Raw genomic sequence first — 19,943 nt, 5'->3', positions numbered from 1 at the left:
GTTCAAAGATTTTTCCATTTCGCTGCGCTTCAGTCGAAATGACGATCGTACTAATTGGTTCTGTCATGGGGAGCACAGTCGAAAGGTATTTATTTTCGATTTGTTTAGCTCAAAGGCTTTCGATTATGCTCAGACTAACAAACATTTTCATTCTGCCCCGGGTGTCGGTATCTATTGCCTGGAGGAGCTGGTAACGGAAATAATTTAACCACAGATAAAAAGATGCACACAGCTATAAAAATCTGTGTTTATCTGTGTGCATCTGTGGTTAACAACCTCAACCACCCCGCCCTTTGGGCACCCCTCCTTAAAAAGGAGGGGAGTAGCCCCCATAGCTGTATAAGGTAAAGGACCAATCAAAATCTGAAGGGTTTATGCTGTGGCTGCTAAACAGATCCTTTCATTAGATTCATCAACCTCAAAAGCATTACGCCAGGCATCGCAAGCGGCAAGCCAATCAAAAATCATTTTATAGGCAGCGGTAATTTCGGCAGCAAAGTGGAGGCTTGCACCTTCATAACCTTCTTCCTGGAAAATGTATTCATTTAAACCATAATATAACAGTTCAGTCAGGTTTTCGATATCAAAATGGCCAACGGCCTGTAATGGATGAACCTGGTTTTGGGCATATTGCTTAAAGGTGTTTTCATTGGCCAGCGGTTTTGCTTTGCTCAATAGCCTGATGATGTTGTTTACATTGTAAAGCGTGTTGGCAATGGTAAAGGCTTTGTGTTTGCCCGAACGTGGATCGGGGCCGGTACTGGCACTGAGCATTTTGGTAAGGAGTTGATTGACGTCCGATAGACTGATCATATCGAAATAGGCCTCAATCAGTTTCCGGAAGGTGCTTACAGCTGCTACCTCATTTGGGAGCTGTGTGTCTGGGTTTTTAAAATTGTCGTTTAGCATAACATTGATAAAAAGATCCTGAGACGCTGCTAAACGACAATTAACTCTTTACAGAGAAAATATAGATACGGGACCACCGCTCGTCTCAGGAATATTGTTTAAAAATTGATTTACTTATTGGCTTCTCTTTTAAGATTTGTAAAATATGTTAATTATCATTTAGCATAGGCAAGATAGCAACAATAAATAAATCTACAAAATCTTTTTGCTCGAATAGGGCATAAATGAGGGCTGTTTCATCTTGTAATCGTTAGTTCAGATTTTGCAGTCGGCAGTTCAGACTTTGCAGTCGATAGTTCAGACTTTGCAGTCGGTAGTTCAGATGTTACGGTCGATAGTTCAGACGTTGCAGTCGACAGTTTAGAGGTTGCGGTCGATAGTTTAGGCCTTGCAGTCGGTAGTTCAGACGTTACGGTCGATAGTTCAGATTTTGTAGCCGATCGTCAGTTAGTCATTGTGCCACCATGAGCTTGTTCTCTACTATTGTTAAATTTCATTTCTCCTGTTTTTGTATCCTCAACGTTCTACAGTTTTCTGGTTCGTATTGTTATGCTGTATTCCTTTTTTCAAACTGTTGGTTAATTTCGTTTGTTACTGTTTTGTTTATTTTATTTATTTCGTTTATTTCGTTTGCGTATTTTTGTTAACTTTGTATAAAATTTCAGCATGATGTCAACTGATCAAATACGCCGTCCTTCCAAAACAGAGCAGAAGATGGCCATAGAATCTTTACCAGCTTTATCATCCATACTCTCCAACATCCATTCCGAACAGACTGAGATTGAGATTGAGGAGACGGGCGAACGCATTAAGATACCTGCACGGGCTTTGGTATTTCTGGGCGATATTTTAAAGGCTATGGGTGAAGGTAAGCCTGTTTCTATCGTTCCGGTGGCAACAGAGGTAACTACCCAGAAGGCAGCCGAGATATTGGGATGTTCAAGGCCATATTTGGTAAAATTACTGGAAGAGGGGGCTATTGAGTTTATTAAGGTGGGCAAGCACCGCAGGATTAAATTCGAGGATGTTGTGGCTTACAGAGAAAAAATGAAGGTGCAACAGAAGAACAATATTATCGACATTATGGGCGCTGACGAGGAACTCGGCTTGTATGATTCATAGTGTAAGGTTTAAGGCATTACTGGATACCAATGTCATTTATCCGGTTGTAATCAGGGACCTGCTTTTTTGGTTTGCCCATTATGATCTTTATACGCCCAAGTGGGGGACTAATATTTTCTGTGAGTGGAAAGAAGTGATGCTCAGGCACGGCGTGAAAGAAGGGGAAGCTGAAAAGCGGGTGCAAAAGGCAAACCAGGCTTTCCCAGATGCTTTGGTGGGTAATTATGAAAGCCTTATTTCGCAGCTTCAACTACCGGATGCGGATGACCGTCATGTGCTTGCGGCTGCAATTAAAACGAACGCAAATGTGATCGTTACCAATAACCTCAAGGATTTTCCGGAGGAATATCTGGACACGTTCGGCTTGAAGGCCAAAAATGCCGATGATTTTCTCACCGATATCATCGATCTGAATCAGGAGCAGGCGATTAAGGCTTTTCGCGAGACGGTGCTGAACCGGAAGAATCCCGCAATGGATGAATATCAAGTACTGGAAAGCCTGCGTAGGAACGGGCTAATCGATACTGCAAATTTTTTGCACGCGCTATTGTAAAATCATAGTACCATACTTATTAATTAAAACACAAGTCATCCAGCCCGCTTGCCACGACACTAAGACTTGCGCTAGTAATGTTCTTTCTCCTTATTACAAGTAAAGCACCACCAGTATTCTCTATCCATATCTTTTAATAGTGATTTTGATTTTTGCTTGCACGCGTTACAATTGCGTATTAGACTTTCATCTTCCAAAGCCAAATAATTGCAGGTGTAGCAGCCCCAACTAGTTTTAATATACGGCTCATCTTCAATAACCCATGTAAAGCTATTAGTGCCGCATTTAGGGCAGATATATAAGGACATAGTTGCTAATATAATGATTCATTTGAGATTAAAAGGTTAGCTTACTGTCAAGAAGATAGTTTTGGCCAAGGTATACTTAAATTTATCATTATAACAGTTAAAAACACCATCTCATCAAAGCACAAGTCATCTAGCCCGTCAGGCTAGATACTAAGACTTGCGCTAGTAGGGGAGGTTTTAATAATACATTTTAATGACAAATATTAATGTGCCAGACTGGCAGACATTCTGTTATTTGTTCTCTTTCAGACGTTTAGGATTAAAACGATTTTGAGTAGGCATTTAAGGAATTGGAAATGCTGGGGCTACTTTGTTATGACGATAAATCGATTTATATAAAATATGTCAGCTGACTTTTGAGTTGTTTACCAGTTTGGCAATAAGGCATCTAATTGGGCTTGATTTTCTGTCCATAGCGGCGATCTGTGATAGAAAGTCAGCGGCTGAATCGTCCTGTACCCATTCTAGCGCAAATCTTGGCGCTTATGCCTCGAGCCTTGGCCTGACTTGTGCTTTGGTCGTATTTTAAGATTAATAAGGAAAGTCAAATTAGCTATTCACATTGTCGGTTCATAAGATTTTCGCTAATAAGGATAATTAATTTGGAACAGCCCTAATTAAACTGCTTCAATTAACTGTCCCTTTATATGAATACAAATGAAAAAATAATCTATTACTTAAAAAACGTTGTATCAACAATTTTAATTTGGGGCAAACCCTTTTCAAGTTTTTCAATTTGTTTTTTATCAACTACAGAATCTGATATATCTATAATTTTAAGTGATTTAAATTTACGAAGATCAGCTATTAGCTTATCGATGTCTACATTTCTAGGAATTGAGAATTTCAGCTTTTCCAATTCTGTTAATGCCATCATGTTAGCTTCGAATTCAGAAATAAATAAGCCAACTAGGTAAAGTTCTTTTAGATTTTTCAAGTTGGTGATTCCTTTCGGCATATTTATTAGAATGCCATTTTTTGGCATTATTTCAGTTTTGATGGCTGGAAAAACCAATGTCGAATCATTGAATACATATAGCCGTTTGATATCCCTAATCTCTTCAAAATTATTTAAAGAAATAAATTTTGAATAATTTATCGTCAGATCTTTTTTATGGCTTTGTCCCATTGCAGTATCCATACAGCTTAAATAAATAAAAATTAAAGTTACTATATATCTTGTCATAAATTTTTTATTTTTCCGAGAATATCCCAGTATGCTTTATTTGCGTCTGACCATAAATTCTTCTGAATTCTGATGAATATTTTTTGCTCGTTTTTATCGTTTTTAATGTTATAAACTTCGTTAAGTTTTGCAACCACCTGCTGGCCATATGACGAGTTCAAAAGCTTTTTCCAAGCATCATAATCCATAACGAGCACACTCGCATCAATTCCTCTTATATTAGCTCTATGCACGGTTTGGTTTATTCCCATCATAAATGTTTGATATAAAGTCGCCGCGGAGTTTCTATTGACGTTATTGGTCTTAATCTCGTAAGCAATTCGGCCTTTTTCTAATGTTGTGCTATGGGATGGATCAGGATATTCAAATTTCTTACTCAATGGATTGCCATTTATATCAGTATAATTGACCAGCAACCCATAGTAACTACCTCCAGCACCAGGCAAGTAGTGTTCTTGTAGTGCGTCTATGTGCGTAGTATTGATATAGTAGCCGATGTACATGTTCCCACCTGGACTCGTAGGGTACTCGGTTGTAACTCTTTGCGCAAAAATTCCTTCGCCTATTGCGCCTATAGCTTTGGCATAAGCATCAGAAGCTGCTAGTCCTTTACTATTTAAATGTAAATGCTTCACCGAAGTATTATTAGCACCTATAAGAGCACGATATATCCATTGATTATAATTTGCTATTGTAACAGAAACAGGATGGGTTTCTGGGTAAGTATCAGTTTGAGATCCGTTTGTTGTAAAAACACCAAATCCGTTTGATGAAAAAGTTGGTGTAAAGTTAGATGGAATATTAAGATTTAAAGACGAATTGGTATTTTCATTTTCGTCAATAGCATCATCACTACTATTTAAAAAATCTCTAAATGCTTGGTTAAAGCGGCTATTGTCCTCACTTAAATGTCCTATAGCCCAATGAATGAAATTCGTATTACCTATTGACGATCCATTTTTTATTAAGTATTTACTTAATTCGATAACTGCTTCACCATTTAATGGATTATTAATAAAGCTCAGTTCCGCCCCATTGGGATCGAAATAATTGATAAAATACTGTTGCGGCGTTTGGGTGGTCGTGATTACCGGTGGACCAGATATTTCATCACAATCTGTTGGGGCAGCAACCATCAGCCTCGTGCCTCTTTCAAACGATATACCGCCCGGACCTACTGGCTGTGGCGTACCATCACATGGATTGTAGGTGCCAGGAGTATTAGGTGTTGTACTGCCACCGCCGCCGCCACCACCATCTGACGGAAGATTTGGCATTGCGCAGTTTACAACTGTTGTGGTGTTAATTGATGTGCTTGGTGGCCAATCATCAGAGCGTGGCTCCCAGGTTCCATAGTAGTCAAAATAGTTGCATTCACTTCTGCTTAAGTGACCATGTTTGCATGGAACTTGAACTACCGTGACTATATCGTATATCTCACATTCCCCTGGCAGCAAACTGATCACATTTCCCAATCCCGATTTTCCGTTAATACTAGCCAGCATCCTATCTTTTAGACCGGTCTGTTTCTTTTCCAGACCATTTGCTAAACCTGAATTAACATCTTCCAAATTTATCTTGTTGAAAACTACAGTTCCTTCAAAGGTAGTTTTAAGGTTCTTCCGCCAGTTGTCTATCCATTCCTTATCAGGATAATAGGTAGATAAAAAGGCAGAGGTCTTTGTTTTGATCACTTGTATAGTCAGATTCTGAAAGGCAGTCGCTCTGGGGGTTTGGGGCTTAATAGCTATTACATAGCTTATCGTATCGCCAAGGCTCAGCCTTTTGACGCTATCCATCTCCAGGTCGAGGTTTACTGGTAGGGCCTGGGTGCTCATCACTTTTGCTTTTTGGCCAGACAGTACTGCTTTTAAACTTCCGGTAGAGTTGAGGTCTATGGCACTTACGAATTGAGAATAGGAAATAGAACGAATTTTATCGGTGGAGCTGTTTTCAGTTTCTTTGGGTAGTAAAAGTTCTTTTTTACAGCTTTGTACCAATAACAGGCACATTAAGATTAGGCAAACCATGGCTTTGCCTTTAGAGAATGTTAATTTGTTCATTGTTAATTCAGATTAAAATTGAGGCGAATTCCGTAAAGGTATAGCAATATAATCGGTAAACATAATTCTTAATTTTATACTCGTTGAGCGCACTTAGTCGAAGAACCTTTTTAAAAAGAGAAAATGACTGAGTATTACAACGATTAGATTTTACTAAACTATAAATTTCATTTTAGTCTTCAATACGGGAAACCATAATTACACATAAGTAAGTAGCTCATTTTATCTGGTTATCGCTTATCTCTCCAACCTATTTCCTAATCCATTCCCTTTTCTTAGTTTTGAGGATAAAATAATCGAAATAAATACAAAGCAGCATGAACCATTGGTTAGTCAAATCAGAGCCTTTTAAATATAGTTGGGAAAAATTTAACGAAGATGGCCGTACCTTTTGGGATGGCGTGCGTAATTACCAGGCGCGGAATAACCTGAAAGCCATGAAAGAAGGCGATCTGGTGCTTTTTTACCCATATCTAGCGCAAGTCTTAGTGCCCCTGGCCAAAGTATGGGACTGACTGCTTTGGCAGTTTTATCAAGATTAATAATGAAAGCGGAAGTCATCTAGCCTACTGATCTATAGAATAAGTCTTGCACTGGTAATTGATTTTAAGGAATAAGTGAGGTAAGCAATCTCAATTTAGGTAGCCTGTTTGAATAAATCTATAAGCCAGATGTTGGATTACCTAAAAAATGTTCCTCGTTTTGTTTGTACATAGCTGCTTGTTCCAGCCAATAATCTACTCCTGTTTTTCCAGCCCCTTCTGGGTCAATATGAAAAAAATCAGGTATTATTTCAAATATTTTTCTGGTCTCAACTTCCTTTAGGAAATAGGTAATGCACTCTAGTAGTTTCGAAAAAGAGGAGAAAATGATTTCACTTATTCCTTCCAAATCGCCATAGTAGTTGTAGTCGAAGAACCTGATAGGAAATTCATTTTCACTTACTTCTCGTCTACCGTCAAAAACCAATGGCCCCATATCATTACCTTCCTGGCCAAAAGGATAAATGTTAGCTGCAATCAAGCTTTCAGCAAAGTCATTATCTAAATTATCTATTATCTCCTGCAATGGCTCTGTGGGAGAAGAGTGGGGTAGTCTTACTAATGAGCAGTCGCAATCCAAAAAAAGTATTGCTTATGCCATTCTATAAAACTTTCAGGAAATTTTACACCCAATTTCTCCTCAACTCGGCGATAATCATTATTATTTAATGCTCCCTTAATGGGTTTCCAGGTGTACCATCCTTCTTCATCAACAGGTGTAGCCATCATGTTTTTTGGAGTTTTTTCCTCTATATATACACCACGTAGGCTACTAAAATTAAAATATGAGGTAAAAAAAGTGTTTATTATTTCATCCATGGTTTACTCTTAAAAGTAAAATTCAAATCTAAAATATTTGTTTTTTTGTTAAGCTATTGGTTCGATGGTTTATGACATCAATATCCTCTACATATGTAGCTATTTTAAAAACCATTCTAGCGCAAGTCTTAGCGCCCATTGCCTTTGCATTGGCCTGACTTGTGCTTTGGTAGTTTTATCAAAATTAATAATGAAAGCACAAGTCACCCAATATGCTAGCCTAAATACTAAGGTTTGTGCTAGTAGTGAGATTAAATTTAATAAACGTAGAAAGGTAGACTAGTCTAATTTGATTGGTCTGAAGGAATCGAGATCATTGCTTTGTTTTATTTTTTTCTTTAAATCCAAATACCATTGCTCATTTTCAAATTCATAAAGTTCTCTTCGGCCACCCACTGCAGCATATTCCTTGATAATTTTCCAGATTTCACCTTTTTTTACCAACTGATACTCATAAAAGATATTTGGCCCATGATTTAGCATTAATAAAGAAACGGAATCCTTACGTTGTTCCAGTTTTAGAATACTTATTCTAATTCTGGCATCATATGGAGAACCAGGACCGAAGTTTAACATCTTAGAACGGGATATATCACTTAGAAAAAGAATATTAAAATATTTGCTTTTTCCAGGCCATGCTTTATTATAATATTTATTTTTTAGTAAAAAAATACTATCTGCGTTCGAACGCCTATTTTCCCTTACAAACAGCTTGCTGTCAAATACTGATTGAAAAATTTTTGTGGTATCTTCTCCACTTAAAGCCTTCTGTTTTCGATTATATTTACATGATAATAGAAATATAAAAAAGATATAAATTATTATTTTTAAAGTTCTCATAATTTTTTAGGTTTTATCCCATTCTAGGCGCAAGTCTTAGCGCCCAAAGCCTATGCGTTGGCCTGACTGCTTTGGTAGTTTTATCGGAATTAATAATAAAAGCATAAGCCATCCAGCCCGGTAGACTGATTATTTAAACTATATAGGCGCATTCGAACTGTTTCAAAAGGTAGTATAGAATTTAAAATGTTAACAAATGATCCGAGATTATTAAACGACTTTTAAATATCAATCTTTCTCTATTATTTTAATAATTGGAACTTGATTAGTCACCACATTGACTATCACATTTTGTGCATATACACAATAATGCCTGACTTTTTTTAAGGCGGTTCCTTCGAAGAAAATTGGAAGATCCGTCCAGCTATGTAAATATTCCATATACTTGGAATTGATTAACTCCTTTAATATAATTGATTTAAAATCTGGTGAATACAATACGCCTTCTTTTTTTCGTCAGGAAGATTTTCTTGGATTAGCATATAAGACTGAATATTTTCAAATGAAAATTTATAAACAGTATTTTGATTTCTGTAATGTTCCAGAGAAACAACGAGGGTTTCTGTAGTCAACGGAAATTCTATATTAATAATGCCAAAATCGCCTCCGTCGGTTTTTTTAGTAAACCTACAGAATATATCTTCTTGCAATTCTTTTATTGATACACTCATAACGCTATAAATTAATTATTAAATCTAAACCTTCCAATATCTTTACCATTTCTAAAGTAGTAAATAGTTGGCTTCTCTGTTGAAGAGGCCGCAGGATTAGAAATGTACCCATTCTAGCGCGAGCCTTCGCCCAATGCCTATGCCTTGGCCTGACTCGTGCTTTGGTAGTTTAATCAAGATTAATAAGGAAAAGCACAAAGCAGCTAAGGCGCTAAGACTTGCACTGGCAATAGGGGCTTTCTTTCAATTTTCAATTTCGTCCTCAAATGAAATGTCATCCAACGAATTAACGAACTTTACATGAGGCAAACTTTTTTTCAAAAATGCAATTTTGTCATCAGGAAGTACCACACTAACCAGGTCAATTTCTTTTAAATACTTGCATTTTTTTAATTTTGCAACAATTGACTCCATGTTAGAATCAGGACAGAACGGAATAGCTAGTGTTTCCAGTTTACACTTCATAATGTTATTCGGTAAATCTAAGACATATAAACTCTGTAATCGAAGGTGCTTTAACCTTTTGAAATCATTAATTTTCTCCGTGAGCTTATAATAGTATGGGTTTATCGGCATAACATTACCGGGAGGGAAGATTGTCTGACCAGGATTAAGCAATATTAAACCTTCCAATTGAGAATACTTTTTTACATAATCTGAAAAATTAGGGTCAAATTCGGTTACCACTACCCCCAAATTTTTGTCTGTTGATTGGCTCATTACGTTGTAATAACTTAAAAAAAATAAAAATATGATTAAAGAAGCTATTTTCATTCTGGTAAATTTTTAATTCTGCCCATTAAAGCAAAATACGAAGATCTTGCATTAGCATATAAATTTTTCTCTAACCTTAAATACACTTTTTGTTCGTTATTGCCATTTTTTCTAGAGAACATCATCTCAAGCCGGCTTAATAGTTGTGGCCCATAGCTAGAATTTTTTAATTTAATAAAGGAATCTGTATCAAATACTAAGACGGATGCACTAATCCCTGAGCTATTGGCTCTGTGCTCAGCTTGTCTTATTCCTTCTGAAAACTAGCCCATAGGTAAGCTGGCTCATTATAAGGACTGATAGTCTTTATTTCATAAGAAATTCTCGCCATTTTTTGACCCATGATTTCTGGGCCATCAGGCTCTTCCATTTTTGTGATCACCTCATTTCCATTAAGGTCTGAATTAATAACATTTAATCCCCATCCTGTTCCAGAGCTAGTTTTTCTGTTTGACGGCTTTGTCCCATTGCAATATCCATACAAATCAATTAAACTAAAGCCATTATATATCTCATCATAAAGATTTAAAGACATTTTATTAGCCTAGTGTGTTCTTTTCGTTCTACTGTAAATTGACCAATGATTCAGCTTATGACATAATTTATAATCATAAATCGTAAATTTTTGGAATTCATAGATACCAAAAGAAACTTTTGCAGTATCGTTCTGGAGAAAGATTTTTCCAAAATCAATTCTTATTCTGTGATTATTAAAAGAGCTTGGACTAAGATTGATGATGTCTTCATTCTTTTTATCAGAATCAATATATCTGATCTTAAATTTTTTTGTTCTATCTGGCCAATTCTCATTAACAAGTTTTGTTTTAATGATAAATATAGTATCTGGCTTTGCGGTTAGATGATTAAATAGTTGATTGTCGTCTAATATTTCACTTATAACTTCTTTTGTATCAATTGCTTGTGTGCGTGACTTAATACTACTTTTACATGCTATTAAGCATAAAAATATCAGGAACAGGTATGCTTTGTTCTTCATTTATTGTCGTGATTTTACTCTATAATGTCTTAACCATTCTTGTGCATTGGCAGGCTCTAATCTATTAGAACCTGGGGCCGCAATAATATCTTCAAAGTACCAGCCTGCTTCATAAGAACCTTTACCTGTTACAATTCCTGCCATTCTTTTTGGTAGATTGTTAGCATCTCTGCCAAAATGGACAAATTCATGTAATGTTGTTATTGTCAAAATTAAGCCAATTGCCTGATATTTGGTAGGGGTATTAGCTATATCTAAATCGTTGACGTATCCATTATCAATTTTCAAAATTTTATTTTTATCATCAAATTGACCAACAACGTCGTTTCCGTTAGCATCTTTTAGGTTGTTAATCACTATTACTTTGGGGCCTTTACCTGGTTGCATTAGCTCCCTGATTCTTTTTTCTGTAAGCCCTGTTGTTAAACTTAAAGCTTTAAGAATGTTAGGATAATGCGTAAGGAAATTTGGCAAATCATTAACTAAAGCTTTGAATTTTGGATATCCGTTTAATTCTGAAACATCTAAATTTGGCAAATTGATGGTTAACGTATTATTGTCTATTAACTCTCTACAAATGGTTTCTGGATTTTCAATCAGATACCTCAAAGACCAATGAATGAAATTAGTATTATCTACTGATAGGCCGTTGTTTATCAGGTATTTACTTAATTCGGCAACCGCTACTCCATTCAACGGATTGTTAACAAAGTTTTGTTCCGCCACATCAAGATCGAGGTTATTCATTAAATATTGTTGCGGCGTTTGGGTGGTCGTGATTACCGGTGGACCAGATATTTCATCACAATCTGTTGGGGCAGCAACCATCAGCCTGGTGCCTCTTTCAAACGATATACCGCCCGGACCTACCGGCTGTGGCGTACCATCACAAGGATTGTACGTACCCGGAGGGTTAGGTGTTGTGCTGCCACCACCACCGCCACCACCACCATCTGACGGAAGATTTGGCATTGCGCAGTTTACAACTGTTGTGGTGTTAATTGATGTGCTTGGTGGCCAATCATCAGAGCGTGGCTCCCAGGTTCCATAGTAGTCAAAATAGTTGCATTCACTTCTGCTTAAGTGACCATGTTTGCATGGAACTTGAACTACCGTGACTATATCGTATATCTCACATTCCCCTGGCAGCAAACTGATCACATTTCCCAATTCCGATTTTCCGTTAATACTAGCCAGCATCCTATCTTTTAGACCGGTCTGTTTCTTTTCCAGACCATTTGCTAAACCTGAATTAACATCTTCCAAATTTATCTTGTTGAAAACTACTGTTCCTTTAAAGGTAGTTTTAAGGTTCTTCCGCCAGTTGTCTATCCATTCCTTATCAGGATAATAGGTAGATAAAAAGGCAGAGGTCTTTGTTTTGATCACTTGTATAGTCAGATTCTGAAAGGCAGTCGCTCTGGGGGTTTGGGGCTTAATAGCTATTACATAGCTTATCGTATCGCCAAGGCTCAGCCTTTTGACGCTATCCATCTCCAGGTCGAGGTTTACTGGTGGGGCCTGGGTGCTCATCACTTTTGCTTTTTGGCCAGACAGTACTGCTTTTAAACTTCCGGTAGAGTTGAGGTCTATGGCACTTACGAATTGAGAATAGGAAATAGAACGAATTTTATCGGTGGAGCTGTTTTCAGTTTCTTTGGGTAGTAAAAGTTCTTTTTTACAGCTTTGTACCAATAACAGGCACATTAAGATTAGGCAAACCATGGCTTTGCCTTTAGAGAATGTTAATTTGTTCATTGTTAATTCAGATTAAAATTGAGGCGAATTCCGTAAAGGTATAGCAATATAATTGATAATTGGTAAACATAATTCTATTTTATACTCGTTAAGCGCACTTAGTCGAAGAACCTTTTTAAAAAGAGAAAATGACTGAGTATTACAACGATTAGATTTTACTAAACTATAAATTTCATTTTAGTCTTCAATATGGGAAACCATAATTACACATAAGTAAGTAGCTCATTTTATCTGGTTATCGCTTATCTCTCCAACCTATTTCCTAATCCATTCCCTTTTCTTAGTTTTGAGGATAAAATAATCGAAATAAATACAAAGCAGCATGAACCATTGGTTAGTCAAATCAGAGCCTTTTAAATATAGTTGGGAAAAATTTAACGAAGATGGCCGTACCTTTTGGGATGGCGTGCGTAATTACCAGGCGCGGAATAACCTGAAAGCCATGAAAGAAGGCGATCTGGTGCTTTTTTACCACAGTAACGAGGGTAAAAACGTGGTGGGTATTGCCAAGGTTGTAAAAGAGTTTTACCAAGACCCCACCACTGATGATACGAATTGGGTGGTGGTCGATTTAGCTCCGGTTGAAACGTTGATGAATCCGGTTTCGTTAGAGCAGATTAAGGCCGAACCCAGCTTAGCTGACATTTCATTAATCAGACAGGGGCGTTTATCGGTTATGCCGCTTAAGGCTAGTGAATTTGATAAGATACTGGAAATGAGCGCTGATTAGTTTTGAGTTGGGAGTTTGGAGTCCTGAGTCTTTAGTCCCAAGTCCTCAGTCCAGAGTTCCAAGTCCGGAGTTCTGGGTCATTAGTCGGAAGTCATGAGTCTATTGAAGGAGGGGGCAATAAAGTTTGGAGTTGGGAGTTTGGAGTCCTGAGTCTTTAGTCCCAAGTCCTCAGTCCAGAGTCGCAAGTCCGGAGTTCTGGACCATTAGTCGGAAGTCATGAGTCTATTGAACGAGGGGGCAATAAAGTTTGGAGTTTGGAGTTGGGAGTCTTTAGTCCTCAGTCCAGAGTCCCAAGTCGGGAGTTCTAGGTCATTAGTCCTCAGTTCATTAACTATTTAACCAATTATTACCGTTAACCAACTAAATCGCGCTCTAATGAAAATTTTCTTTTTATTACTGTGTTTCTTTGCAGGTAATCTGTTTCTGAGTAAAACTAAGGCGCAAGAATTTATCAATTATCAGGTAAAAGTAGTTTCAGATTCTTTACCTGTTGTAAAAGGTACTTTGGAGAAAATTTCTCCTGAAGGTGTCGCTGTGCATAAAGGTGATGGGAATTACATCACACTCCGTGCTAAAAATATCATCAGCATCCGCTTAAAGAAAAAAGGCATCAATACAGGTAAAGGATTTCTAATCGGGACACTATCAGGCGCAGCAATTGGTTCACTGGCATTTACGGGTCATCAAAATGTGTCTGGCAACGAACAACTTGTAGCGTTTTTGGCTGTTACCACTTTGGGGGCTGCAGTAGGCACAACTTATGGTCTTATAGCCGAACTTAAGGCTAAAAAAATGTTTTTGAAGATCAATAAAGATGAAAAAATGTTTGCCAATGAGTACAAAAAATTGGAAATATACGCTAAAGCTTACTACGTTGATAAACCTTAGCGCCAGGGGTGTAGCGTTTGGCGTCGATTAACCGATTTGAACAATTAAGCAGTTAACCAGAGGAATTGACCTCATCATTAATGAACCGCCGTATTTCTTTTGCTTAAGGTAATCCCTAAAGTCATCACCAGGCTAGTACCCAATACCACCAAAAACAGAAAAGATGGACCAACCTCGGCAACTTTTAGCGATTTAGGCAAATTGAAATACAATAAAATACTAATCAGGCCGCGTGGTGCAATATAACCGATAGGGCTGAGGGCGCCATTTTTAAATACCTTCAAAAAGAAAAACCGAACGGCGAAAATGGTTAGTAAGATGAAAAAACCATTGGCCAATACGGGCTTGTCATTAAGTTCGCTGATGTTCATGGTAAAGCCAAAAATGACGAAGAAAAACGTTCTTAAAATAAAGGCACTTTCGGCAGAGAGCTGATAAAGCTGCGATAAATCTGCAGAAAGGTTTTTATACAGAAATACACTCCTGAACCATACATTCCGGATGGTATCGGCATTGTTCAGAAACAACCCGGTACTTAAAATCAACACCAGTGACGATAAATGGTACGATTGCCCGATGGCATATACCAGGATGAGTATAGAAATAATGAGGAAGAATTTGATGTGGTGCACCAGTTTGCCCATTACATAAAGCAGTACCACGCAGGCAATAGCCGACAATAAAATAATCAGAAAAGTGCTCAGCCCCAAGCCTATAAAGGCCGATGTGGTAATGGAATGGTTGGTGATGGCAAAGTTGAAAATGATGATACCAAGGATATCAGAAAAGGAAGATTCATAGATGACAAATTCCCGGTCTTGCTTGCCCAGCGCAGCAGCAGAGGGTATGGCAATGGCCGAACTGATGACGCTGAAAGGAATGGCATTGGCAATACAGGTATATAGATCTTTATGGGTAATCTGATAAATAATGAGCGTAATGATGGATGCTGTTGCGAGTAAAATGGTTAATGCAGAGAAGAAAGCACTTTTGATGATTTTATTTTTTTCGCGATCGTATTTTAGTTCCAGTGAACCTTCAAAAACAATGAGGATTAAACCTACGGTGCCGAGTGTAGGTAATATGGAAAAGAAATTAAAGGTTTGTATCTTGAGGTAATCGACCAGGAAACGCAGGCCGATGCCCAGTAACAACAGCAATAAAACCGATGGTATTTTGGTTTTACTGGCCACTAAATCAAACAGATAAGAGAAGATGACTAATCCGCTTAAAATGATAAGAATGGTATAAGTTGTCATATTTTTTAGCGTAAGGTAAACACTAATGTAAAATAATCAAACCAAGCTGAAAGGAAATTGTTGAAAAAATTACGCTTTAAAGAAAAGTGCCTTCAGTTCGCTGGCCTCATCCGGACTCATTTTGCCACCCAAAACCAGGCGTAACTGCCGGCGGCGCAGGGCACCATCAAATAAATCGATTTCCTCGGGCGTTTCCGGAATCAGTTCGGGCACAGGAATGGTACGGGCACTCTGATCAACAGCCACAAAGGTATAATAAGCCTCATTACTTTTCTGTCTTGCACCGCTAGGGATATTTTCTGACCATACATCTAAACGCACTTCAACCGAGGTATTAAAAGCCCGGGTTACTTTGGCTTCGATGGTAATCACATCGCCTAATTTAATGGGCTGCTTAAAAGAAACATTGTCAACCGAAGCCGTAACCACAATGCGGTTACAATGTTTTTGAGCCGAAATTGCCGCTGCAATATCCATCCAGTGGAGCAAACGCCCACCCATCAGGTTATTTAAGGTATTGGTATCGTTGGGTAATACCAATTCGTTCATAATGGTAAAACTTTCTCTGGCAAATTTCTTTTTTAAACTCATTTGAGTGCAAAAGTAGTTAAAATGTGGTGAAAATGGTATTAGAAATAGATTCCGGCGCAGGGAAATCACTTTTAACTTTTCCGAAATCATTATTCGTCTCTGGGGGTGCCTAACGTTTGCCACGGAACCACGAGTAACACGGAAAACTTTATTGCTCCGTGATTTCTGTGTTTTCGTGGCCATAGTCAAAAAAGATTGCTTCACTCCAACCCGAAGTCCCTTTCTTCAGTTCACAATGATGAAATTAGGTTCCCCCAATCGATTCGTCATACGCTAAGACTTGCGCTAGTAATGGCACAAAGAGAATTCTGCCGTGATTTGCGAAATCAGCGGGAAATAGGGTAAGGCATAGTAAAAAAAACAATTCATCTCCTATCCTGTTATCCTTGAAAAAAATCCTAATTAATGCAAAACCAGACCCTTATCCAATTTTTCCATTGGTATTATAACGAAGAACAAAATTTGTGGACTAAAGTAGCTGCTGAAGCAAGTCATTTAAAAGAAATAGGCATAACCGCAGTATGGTTGCCACCGGCTTATAAATCGAACAATGCAACTTATGATGTAGGTTATTCGGTTTACGATCTTTTTGATCTGGGTGAATTTGATCAGAAAGGAAGTATAAATACCAAATATGGCTCTAAAGAGGAGTACATCAAAGCGATTGAAGCCTTACATGAGAACGAAATAGGAGCGTTGGCCGATGTCGTATTTAACCACAAAGCCGGAGGGGATGAATTGGAGAAAATTGCGGTGAGAACGGTAAATCCTGAAGATAGAAATGAATTTACCAGCGATGTTTTCGAGATAGAAGCCTGGACGAAATTTACTTTCCCCGGGCGACAGGGCAAATATTCCGAATTTATCTGGAACCATGAATGTTTTAGCGGGGTAGATTGGGCAGAGGATATTAAACAAACGGCTATTTATTCGATCCAAAACCATTTAGGTGAAGGCTTTGAGGAGGTTCCCTCTACTGAATTTGGCAATTATGATTACCTGATGTACAACGATATTGATTTTCGTAACCGATCAGTGGTTGAAGAATTAAAATATTGGGGCGAATGGATTGTGGAGACCACCAAGGTAGACGGTTTTAGATTAGATGCCGTTAAACACATTAATCCTGATTTTATTGTGGAGTGGATTGATCACCTGAACCAAAAATATAACCGCGAGTTTTTTCTCGTGGCCGAAGATTGGAACGTGGTAGATGTAGCGGGACAATTGAACTATATTGAAATTACCGGTGGGCGGACACAAATATTCGATTCGTTGTTACACCATAATTTTTTCCTGGCGAGTAAGGAAGAAGATTTTGATATGCGGACGATTTTCGACGGAACACTGGTGCAGGTTAAGCCTGATTTAGCGGTAACCTTTGTGGATAATCATGATTCGCAACCCTTGCAGGCACTGGAATCTTACGTCGATTTTTGGTTCAGGCCTTTAGCCTATGCCATGATCCTCCTCCGCATGCAGGGCATTCCGTGTTTGTTCTTTCCTGATCTTTATGGCGGCATTTATGATGATAAAGACAAAGAGGGGGATGAGGTACATGTGGACTTGGCGGCTATCCCTGCGGTAGAAACTATGAGTAAAATCCGTACCTCACTTGCTTATGGTGAGCAACGCGATTATTTTGATCATGGCGTTTGCGTAGGTTGGACCCGTGCCGGTGATGAAGAACATGAAAATAGCGGCTTAGCCGTCTTGTTGAGTACGGGAGAAGAAGGTTTTAAAGAAATGGAAATCGGTAAACACTTTGCCGGAAAAACCTTTGTTGATGCTTTGGGATACAGGGAACAGGAAGTGATTATTGATGAAAATGGCTGGGCTGAGTTTCATTGCAATGCGGGCAGTGTTTCGGTATGGGTGCTGAAGGTGGGATAGGAGAAGAGGTAATGCATGTATGGTCTGTGCAGACACAGACCACGGCGTAGAATCGTCATTTCGACCGTAGTGGAAAAATCTTTGAACATAGTTTTAGCGACTTTAAAGATCTCTCCATTTCGCTGCGCTTCAGTCGAGATGACGGCGCTTTATTTGAACATTATCTACAAAAAGTTGTCCTTTGAACCAATTCCAAGGTCTGTGGCGCAAAGGTCATTATCTATAAGTCCAACACGGATTTTTATATCTGTGTTCATCCTTTTTATCTGTGGTTAATTTCATGATGAAGATGGTTGGTGTGTCACCGAACCATTGGATAGGGAAGAGATAATATTGTGGTCTGTGGGGACACAGACCACGGTGCGGAGGAATCGTCATTTCGACCGTAGTGGAGAAATCTTTGAACATAGTTTTAGCAATTTTAAAGATCTCTCCATTTCGCTGCGCTTCAGTCGAGATGACGGCGCTTTATTTGAACATTATCTACAAAAAGTTGTCCTTTGAACCAATTCCAAGGTCTGTGGCGTAAAGGTCATTATCTATAAGTCCAACACAGATTTTTATATCTGTGTTCATCCTTTTTATCTGTGGTTAATTTCATGATGAAGATGGTTGGTGTGTCACCGAACCATTGGATAGTGAAGAGATAATATTGTGGTCTGTGGGGACACAGACCACGGCGTAGAATCGTCATTTCGACCGTAGTGGAGAAATCTTTGAACATAGTTTTAGCAATTTTAAAGATCTCTCCATTTCGCTGCGCTTCAGTCGAGATGACGGCGCTTTATTTGAACATTATCTACAAAAAGTTGTCCTTTGAACCAATTCCAAGGTCTGTGGCGCAAAGGTCATTATCTATAAATCCAACACGGATTTTTATATCTGTGTTCATTCTTTTTATCTGTGGTTAATTTCATGATGAAGATGGTTGGTGTGTCACCGAACCATTGGATAGTGAAGAGATAATATTGTGGTCTGTGCGGACACAGACCACGGTGCGGAATCGTCATTTCGACCGTAGTGGAAAAATCTTTGAACATAGTTTTAGCGACTTTAAAGATCTCTCCATTTCGCTGCGCTTCAGTCGAGATGACGGCGCTTTATTTGAACAACTTATAAAAAGTTATCCTCTTCCCTGTAAGCCGAAATTACGGCTAGTTCGCCTTCTTTTCCACCTTTCGAATTGCCATGCTCCATGCCCATAATACCTTTGTAACCTTTGCCGTGCAGGTGTTTGAAAAGGTTTTTGTAATTGATCTCGCCGGTTGTAGGTTCTTTTCTGCCCGGATTATCACCAATCTGGATGTACGCAATTTCATCCCAGCAGCGGTCGATGGTTTTAATTAAGTCGCCTTCCGTGCGCTGCATGTGGTAAATATCATAAAGAATTTTACACGAAGGACTGTTTACCGCTTTGCAAACGGCGTAGGTTTCATTTGTTTTTTGCAGGAAAAGCTCGGGGGTATCACTCAAAGTTTCTAAAACCATAATCAAACCATGGGGCTCAAAAATTTCGGTGCCTGCACGCATGGCATCAATTACATTGGCAAATTGGTTTCCATAAGGCAGGTTGCGCTCATAAAATCCTGGCACTACGGTAAGCCATTTGGCATTACAGCGTTTGGCAGCTTCTACTGATTTTTTGCAGGTTTCCACAAATTTATCCTTAAACTCCTTTTTTCCGGTGGTTAAAGAAGTTTTCCAGTTATCGCCACCATCTACCACAAAAACGCCCATGCGCATGCCCAGTTTAGTCAGCAAATTTCCGATTTTCTCCTGTTCTTCAACAGAACGGCCCAGATAACCGTTATCTTCGATTGAACGGAAGCCTTTATCGTACATAAACCGGATCTGATCTAAAAAACTCTTGCCTGCATGGTTTTGGAACATGCCCTGGTGTGGGGCATAATCGAGATTAAAAACCTGATCACCAGCGATAGTTGTCTTTTCAGCTGCAAAGGTATTGGTTATTCCTGCTCCAGTGGCCATTGCACCTGCAGTAAATAGGCTATTTCTTATAAATTCACTTCTTTTCATCAG

At 38.5% G+C, this 19,943-nt stretch carries 19 protein-coding genes and 1 pseudogene; 6 read left to right on the top strand and 14 right to left on the bottom strand.

Annotation, left to right across the window (positions count from 1 at the left end):
* Window positions 1-372: 372 nt before the first annotated feature.
* Entirely contained in the window at window positions 373-909 is a 537-nt protein-coding gene (locus tag ACK1I8_RS12160; protein ID WP_412465654.1) for a hypothetical protein, read from the bottom strand.
* Between the two features lie 666 nt (window positions 910-1,575).
* Between ACK1I8_RS12160 and ACK1I8_RS12155 the strand changes: the two genes are divergently transcribed.
* Together ACK1I8_RS12155 and ACK1I8_RS12150 are read left to right on the top strand one after the other, a co-directional pair.
* Window positions 1,576-2,031, top strand: a complete 456-nt coding sequence (locus tag ACK1I8_RS12155) for a helix-turn-helix domain-containing protein (protein ID WP_293741617.1) — start codon at window positions 1,576-1,578, stop codon at window positions 2,029-2,031.
* Complete coding sequence (locus tag ACK1I8_RS12150; protein ID WP_412465653.1) at window positions 2,021-2,584, top strand: PIN domain-containing protein; 564 nt, start codon at window positions 2,021-2,023, stop codon at window positions 2,582-2,584. Before ACK1I8_RS12155 ends, ACK1I8_RS12150 begins: the two co-directional genes overlap by 11 nt.
* 981 nt (window positions 2,585-3,565) lie before the next feature.
* On the opposite strand, the gene ACK1I8_RS12145 is transcribed toward ACK1I8_RS12150, so the two are convergent.
* Window positions 3,566-4,078 carry a hypothetical protein gene (locus ACK1I8_RS12145; RefSeq protein ID WP_412465652.1) on the bottom strand — a complete coding sequence of 171 codons (513 nt, stop codon included), beginning with the start codon at window positions 4,076-4,078 and terminating at the stop codon, window positions 3,566-3,568.
* Window positions 4,075-6,141 carry a hypothetical protein gene (locus tag ACK1I8_RS12140; RefSeq protein ID WP_412465651.1) on the bottom strand — a complete coding sequence of 689 codons (2,067 nt, stop codon included), beginning with the start codon at window positions 6,139-6,141 and terminating at the stop codon, window positions 4,075-4,077. Before ACK1I8_RS12140 ends, ACK1I8_RS12145 begins: the two co-directional genes overlap by 4 nt.
* A 317-nt stretch (window positions 6,142-6,458) precedes the next feature.
* Here ACK1I8_RS12140 and ACK1I8_RS12135 point away from each other — a divergent pair.
* A pseudogene (locus ACK1I8_RS12135) lies at window positions 6,459-6,608 on the top strand (EVE domain-containing protein); the annotation flags it as partial.
* 193 nt (window positions 6,609-6,801) lie between these two features.
* On the opposite strand, the gene ACK1I8_RS12130 reads toward ACK1I8_RS12135, so the two are convergent.
* From ACK1I8_RS12130 to ACK1I8_RS12095, 8 genes are all read right to left on the bottom strand, one after another.
* Window positions 6,802-7,209 (bottom strand): hypothetical protein, encoded by a 408-nt coding sequence (locus ACK1I8_RS12130; RefSeq protein ID WP_412465650.1) that lies wholly within the window; start codon window positions 7,207-7,209, stop codon window positions 6,802-6,804.
* Between the two features lie 32 nt (window positions 7,210-7,241).
* Window positions 7,242-7,502, bottom strand: coding sequence for a hypothetical protein (locus tag ACK1I8_RS12125; RefSeq protein WP_412465649.1), 261 nt, complete (start codon window positions 7,500-7,502; stop codon window positions 7,242-7,244).
* Between the two features lie 279 nt (window positions 7,503-7,781).
* Window positions 7,782-8,342 (bottom strand): hypothetical protein, encoded by a 561-nt coding sequence (locus ACK1I8_RS12120; RefSeq protein WP_412465648.1) that lies wholly within the window; start codon window positions 8,340-8,342, stop codon window positions 7,782-7,784.
* Window positions 8,343-8,746: 404 nt separating this feature from the next.
* Window positions 8,747-9,013, bottom strand: coding sequence for a hypothetical protein (locus ACK1I8_RS12115; RefSeq protein WP_412465647.1), 267 nt, complete (start codon window positions 9,011-9,013; stop codon window positions 8,747-8,749).
* A 243-nt stretch (window positions 9,014-9,256) separates the two neighbouring features.
* Window positions 9,257-9,787 (bottom strand): hypothetical protein, encoded by a 531-nt coding sequence (locus ACK1I8_RS12110; protein WP_412465646.1) that lies wholly within the window; start codon window positions 9,785-9,787, stop codon window positions 9,257-9,259.
* A 247-nt stretch (window positions 9,788-10,034) separates the two neighbouring features.
* Window positions 10,035-10,322 (bottom strand): hypothetical protein, encoded by a 288-nt coding sequence (locus ACK1I8_RS12105; RefSeq protein ID WP_412465645.1) that lies wholly within the window; start codon window positions 10,320-10,322, stop codon window positions 10,035-10,037.
* 9 nt (window positions 10,323-10,331) lie between these two features.
* The gene (locus ACK1I8_RS12100; RefSeq protein ID WP_412465644.1) at window positions 10,332-10,784 is read right to left on the bottom strand and encodes a hypothetical protein; all 453 of its coding nucleotides are present in this window, start codon (window positions 10,782-10,784) and stop codon (window positions 10,332-10,334) included.
* The gene (locus ACK1I8_RS12095) at window positions 10,785-12,542 is read right to left on the bottom strand and encodes a hypothetical protein (RefSeq protein ID WP_412465643.1); all 1,758 of its coding nucleotides are present in this window, start codon (window positions 12,540-12,542) and stop codon (window positions 10,785-10,787) included.
* 322 nt (window positions 12,543-12,864) lie between these two features.
* Between ACK1I8_RS12095 and ACK1I8_RS12090 the strand changes: the two genes are divergently transcribed.
* Together ACK1I8_RS12090 and ACK1I8_RS12085 are read left to right on the top strand one after the other, a co-directional pair.
* Window positions 12,865-13,272 (top strand): EVE domain-containing protein, encoded by a 408-nt coding sequence (locus ACK1I8_RS12090; RefSeq protein WP_412465642.1) that lies wholly within the window; start codon window positions 12,865-12,867, stop codon window positions 13,270-13,272.
* Window positions 13,273-13,647: 375 nt separating this feature from the next.
* Window positions 13,648-14,160: a hypothetical protein gene (locus tag ACK1I8_RS12085; protein WP_412465641.1), complete on the top strand. Its 513-nt coding sequence runs from the start codon at window positions 13,648-13,650 to the stop codon at window positions 14,158-14,160.
* 77 nt (window positions 14,161-14,237) lie between these two features.
* On the opposite strand, the gene ACK1I8_RS12080 is transcribed toward ACK1I8_RS12085, so the two are convergent.
* Together ACK1I8_RS12080 and ACK1I8_RS12075 are read right to left on the bottom strand one after the other, a co-directional pair.
* Window positions 14,238-15,419 carry a sodium:proton antiporter gene (locus ACK1I8_RS12080; RefSeq protein ID WP_412465640.1) on the bottom strand — a complete coding sequence of 394 codons (1,182 nt, stop codon included), beginning with the start codon at window positions 15,417-15,419 and terminating at the stop codon, window positions 14,238-14,240.
* 69 nt (window positions 15,420-15,488) lie between these two features.
* Window positions 15,489-16,010, bottom strand: coding sequence for an acyl-CoA thioesterase (locus tag ACK1I8_RS12075; RefSeq protein WP_412465639.1), 522 nt, complete (start codon window positions 16,008-16,010; stop codon window positions 15,489-15,491).
* A gap of 405 nt (window positions 16,011-16,415) precedes the next feature.
* Here ACK1I8_RS12075 and ACK1I8_RS12070 point away from each other — a divergent pair, with 405 nt between their 5' ends.
* Window positions 16,416-17,903 (top strand): alpha-amylase, encoded by a 1,488-nt coding sequence (locus tag ACK1I8_RS12070; RefSeq protein ID WP_412465638.1) that lies wholly within the window; start codon window positions 16,416-16,418, stop codon window positions 17,901-17,903.
* Window positions 17,904-19,016: 1,113 nt separating this feature from the next.
* On the opposite strand, the gene ACK1I8_RS12065 is transcribed toward ACK1I8_RS12070, so the two are convergent.
* Window positions 19,017-19,940 carry a hydroxypyruvate isomerase family protein gene (locus ACK1I8_RS12065; protein WP_412465637.1) on the bottom strand — a complete coding sequence of 308 codons (924 nt, stop codon included), beginning with the start codon at window positions 19,938-19,940 and terminating at the stop codon, window positions 19,017-19,019.
* Window positions 19,941-19,943: the final 3 nt, after the last annotated feature.

Source organism: Pedobacter sp. KLB.chiD (assembly GCF_047040275.1).
In the GTDB taxonomy this organism is placed as follows: Bacteria; Bacteroidota; Bacteroidia; order Sphingobacteriales; family Sphingobacteriaceae; genus Pedobacter.
Note: the sequence above shows the minus strand (reverse complement) of the source record. Positions and strands in the feature narration are given on the sequence as shown.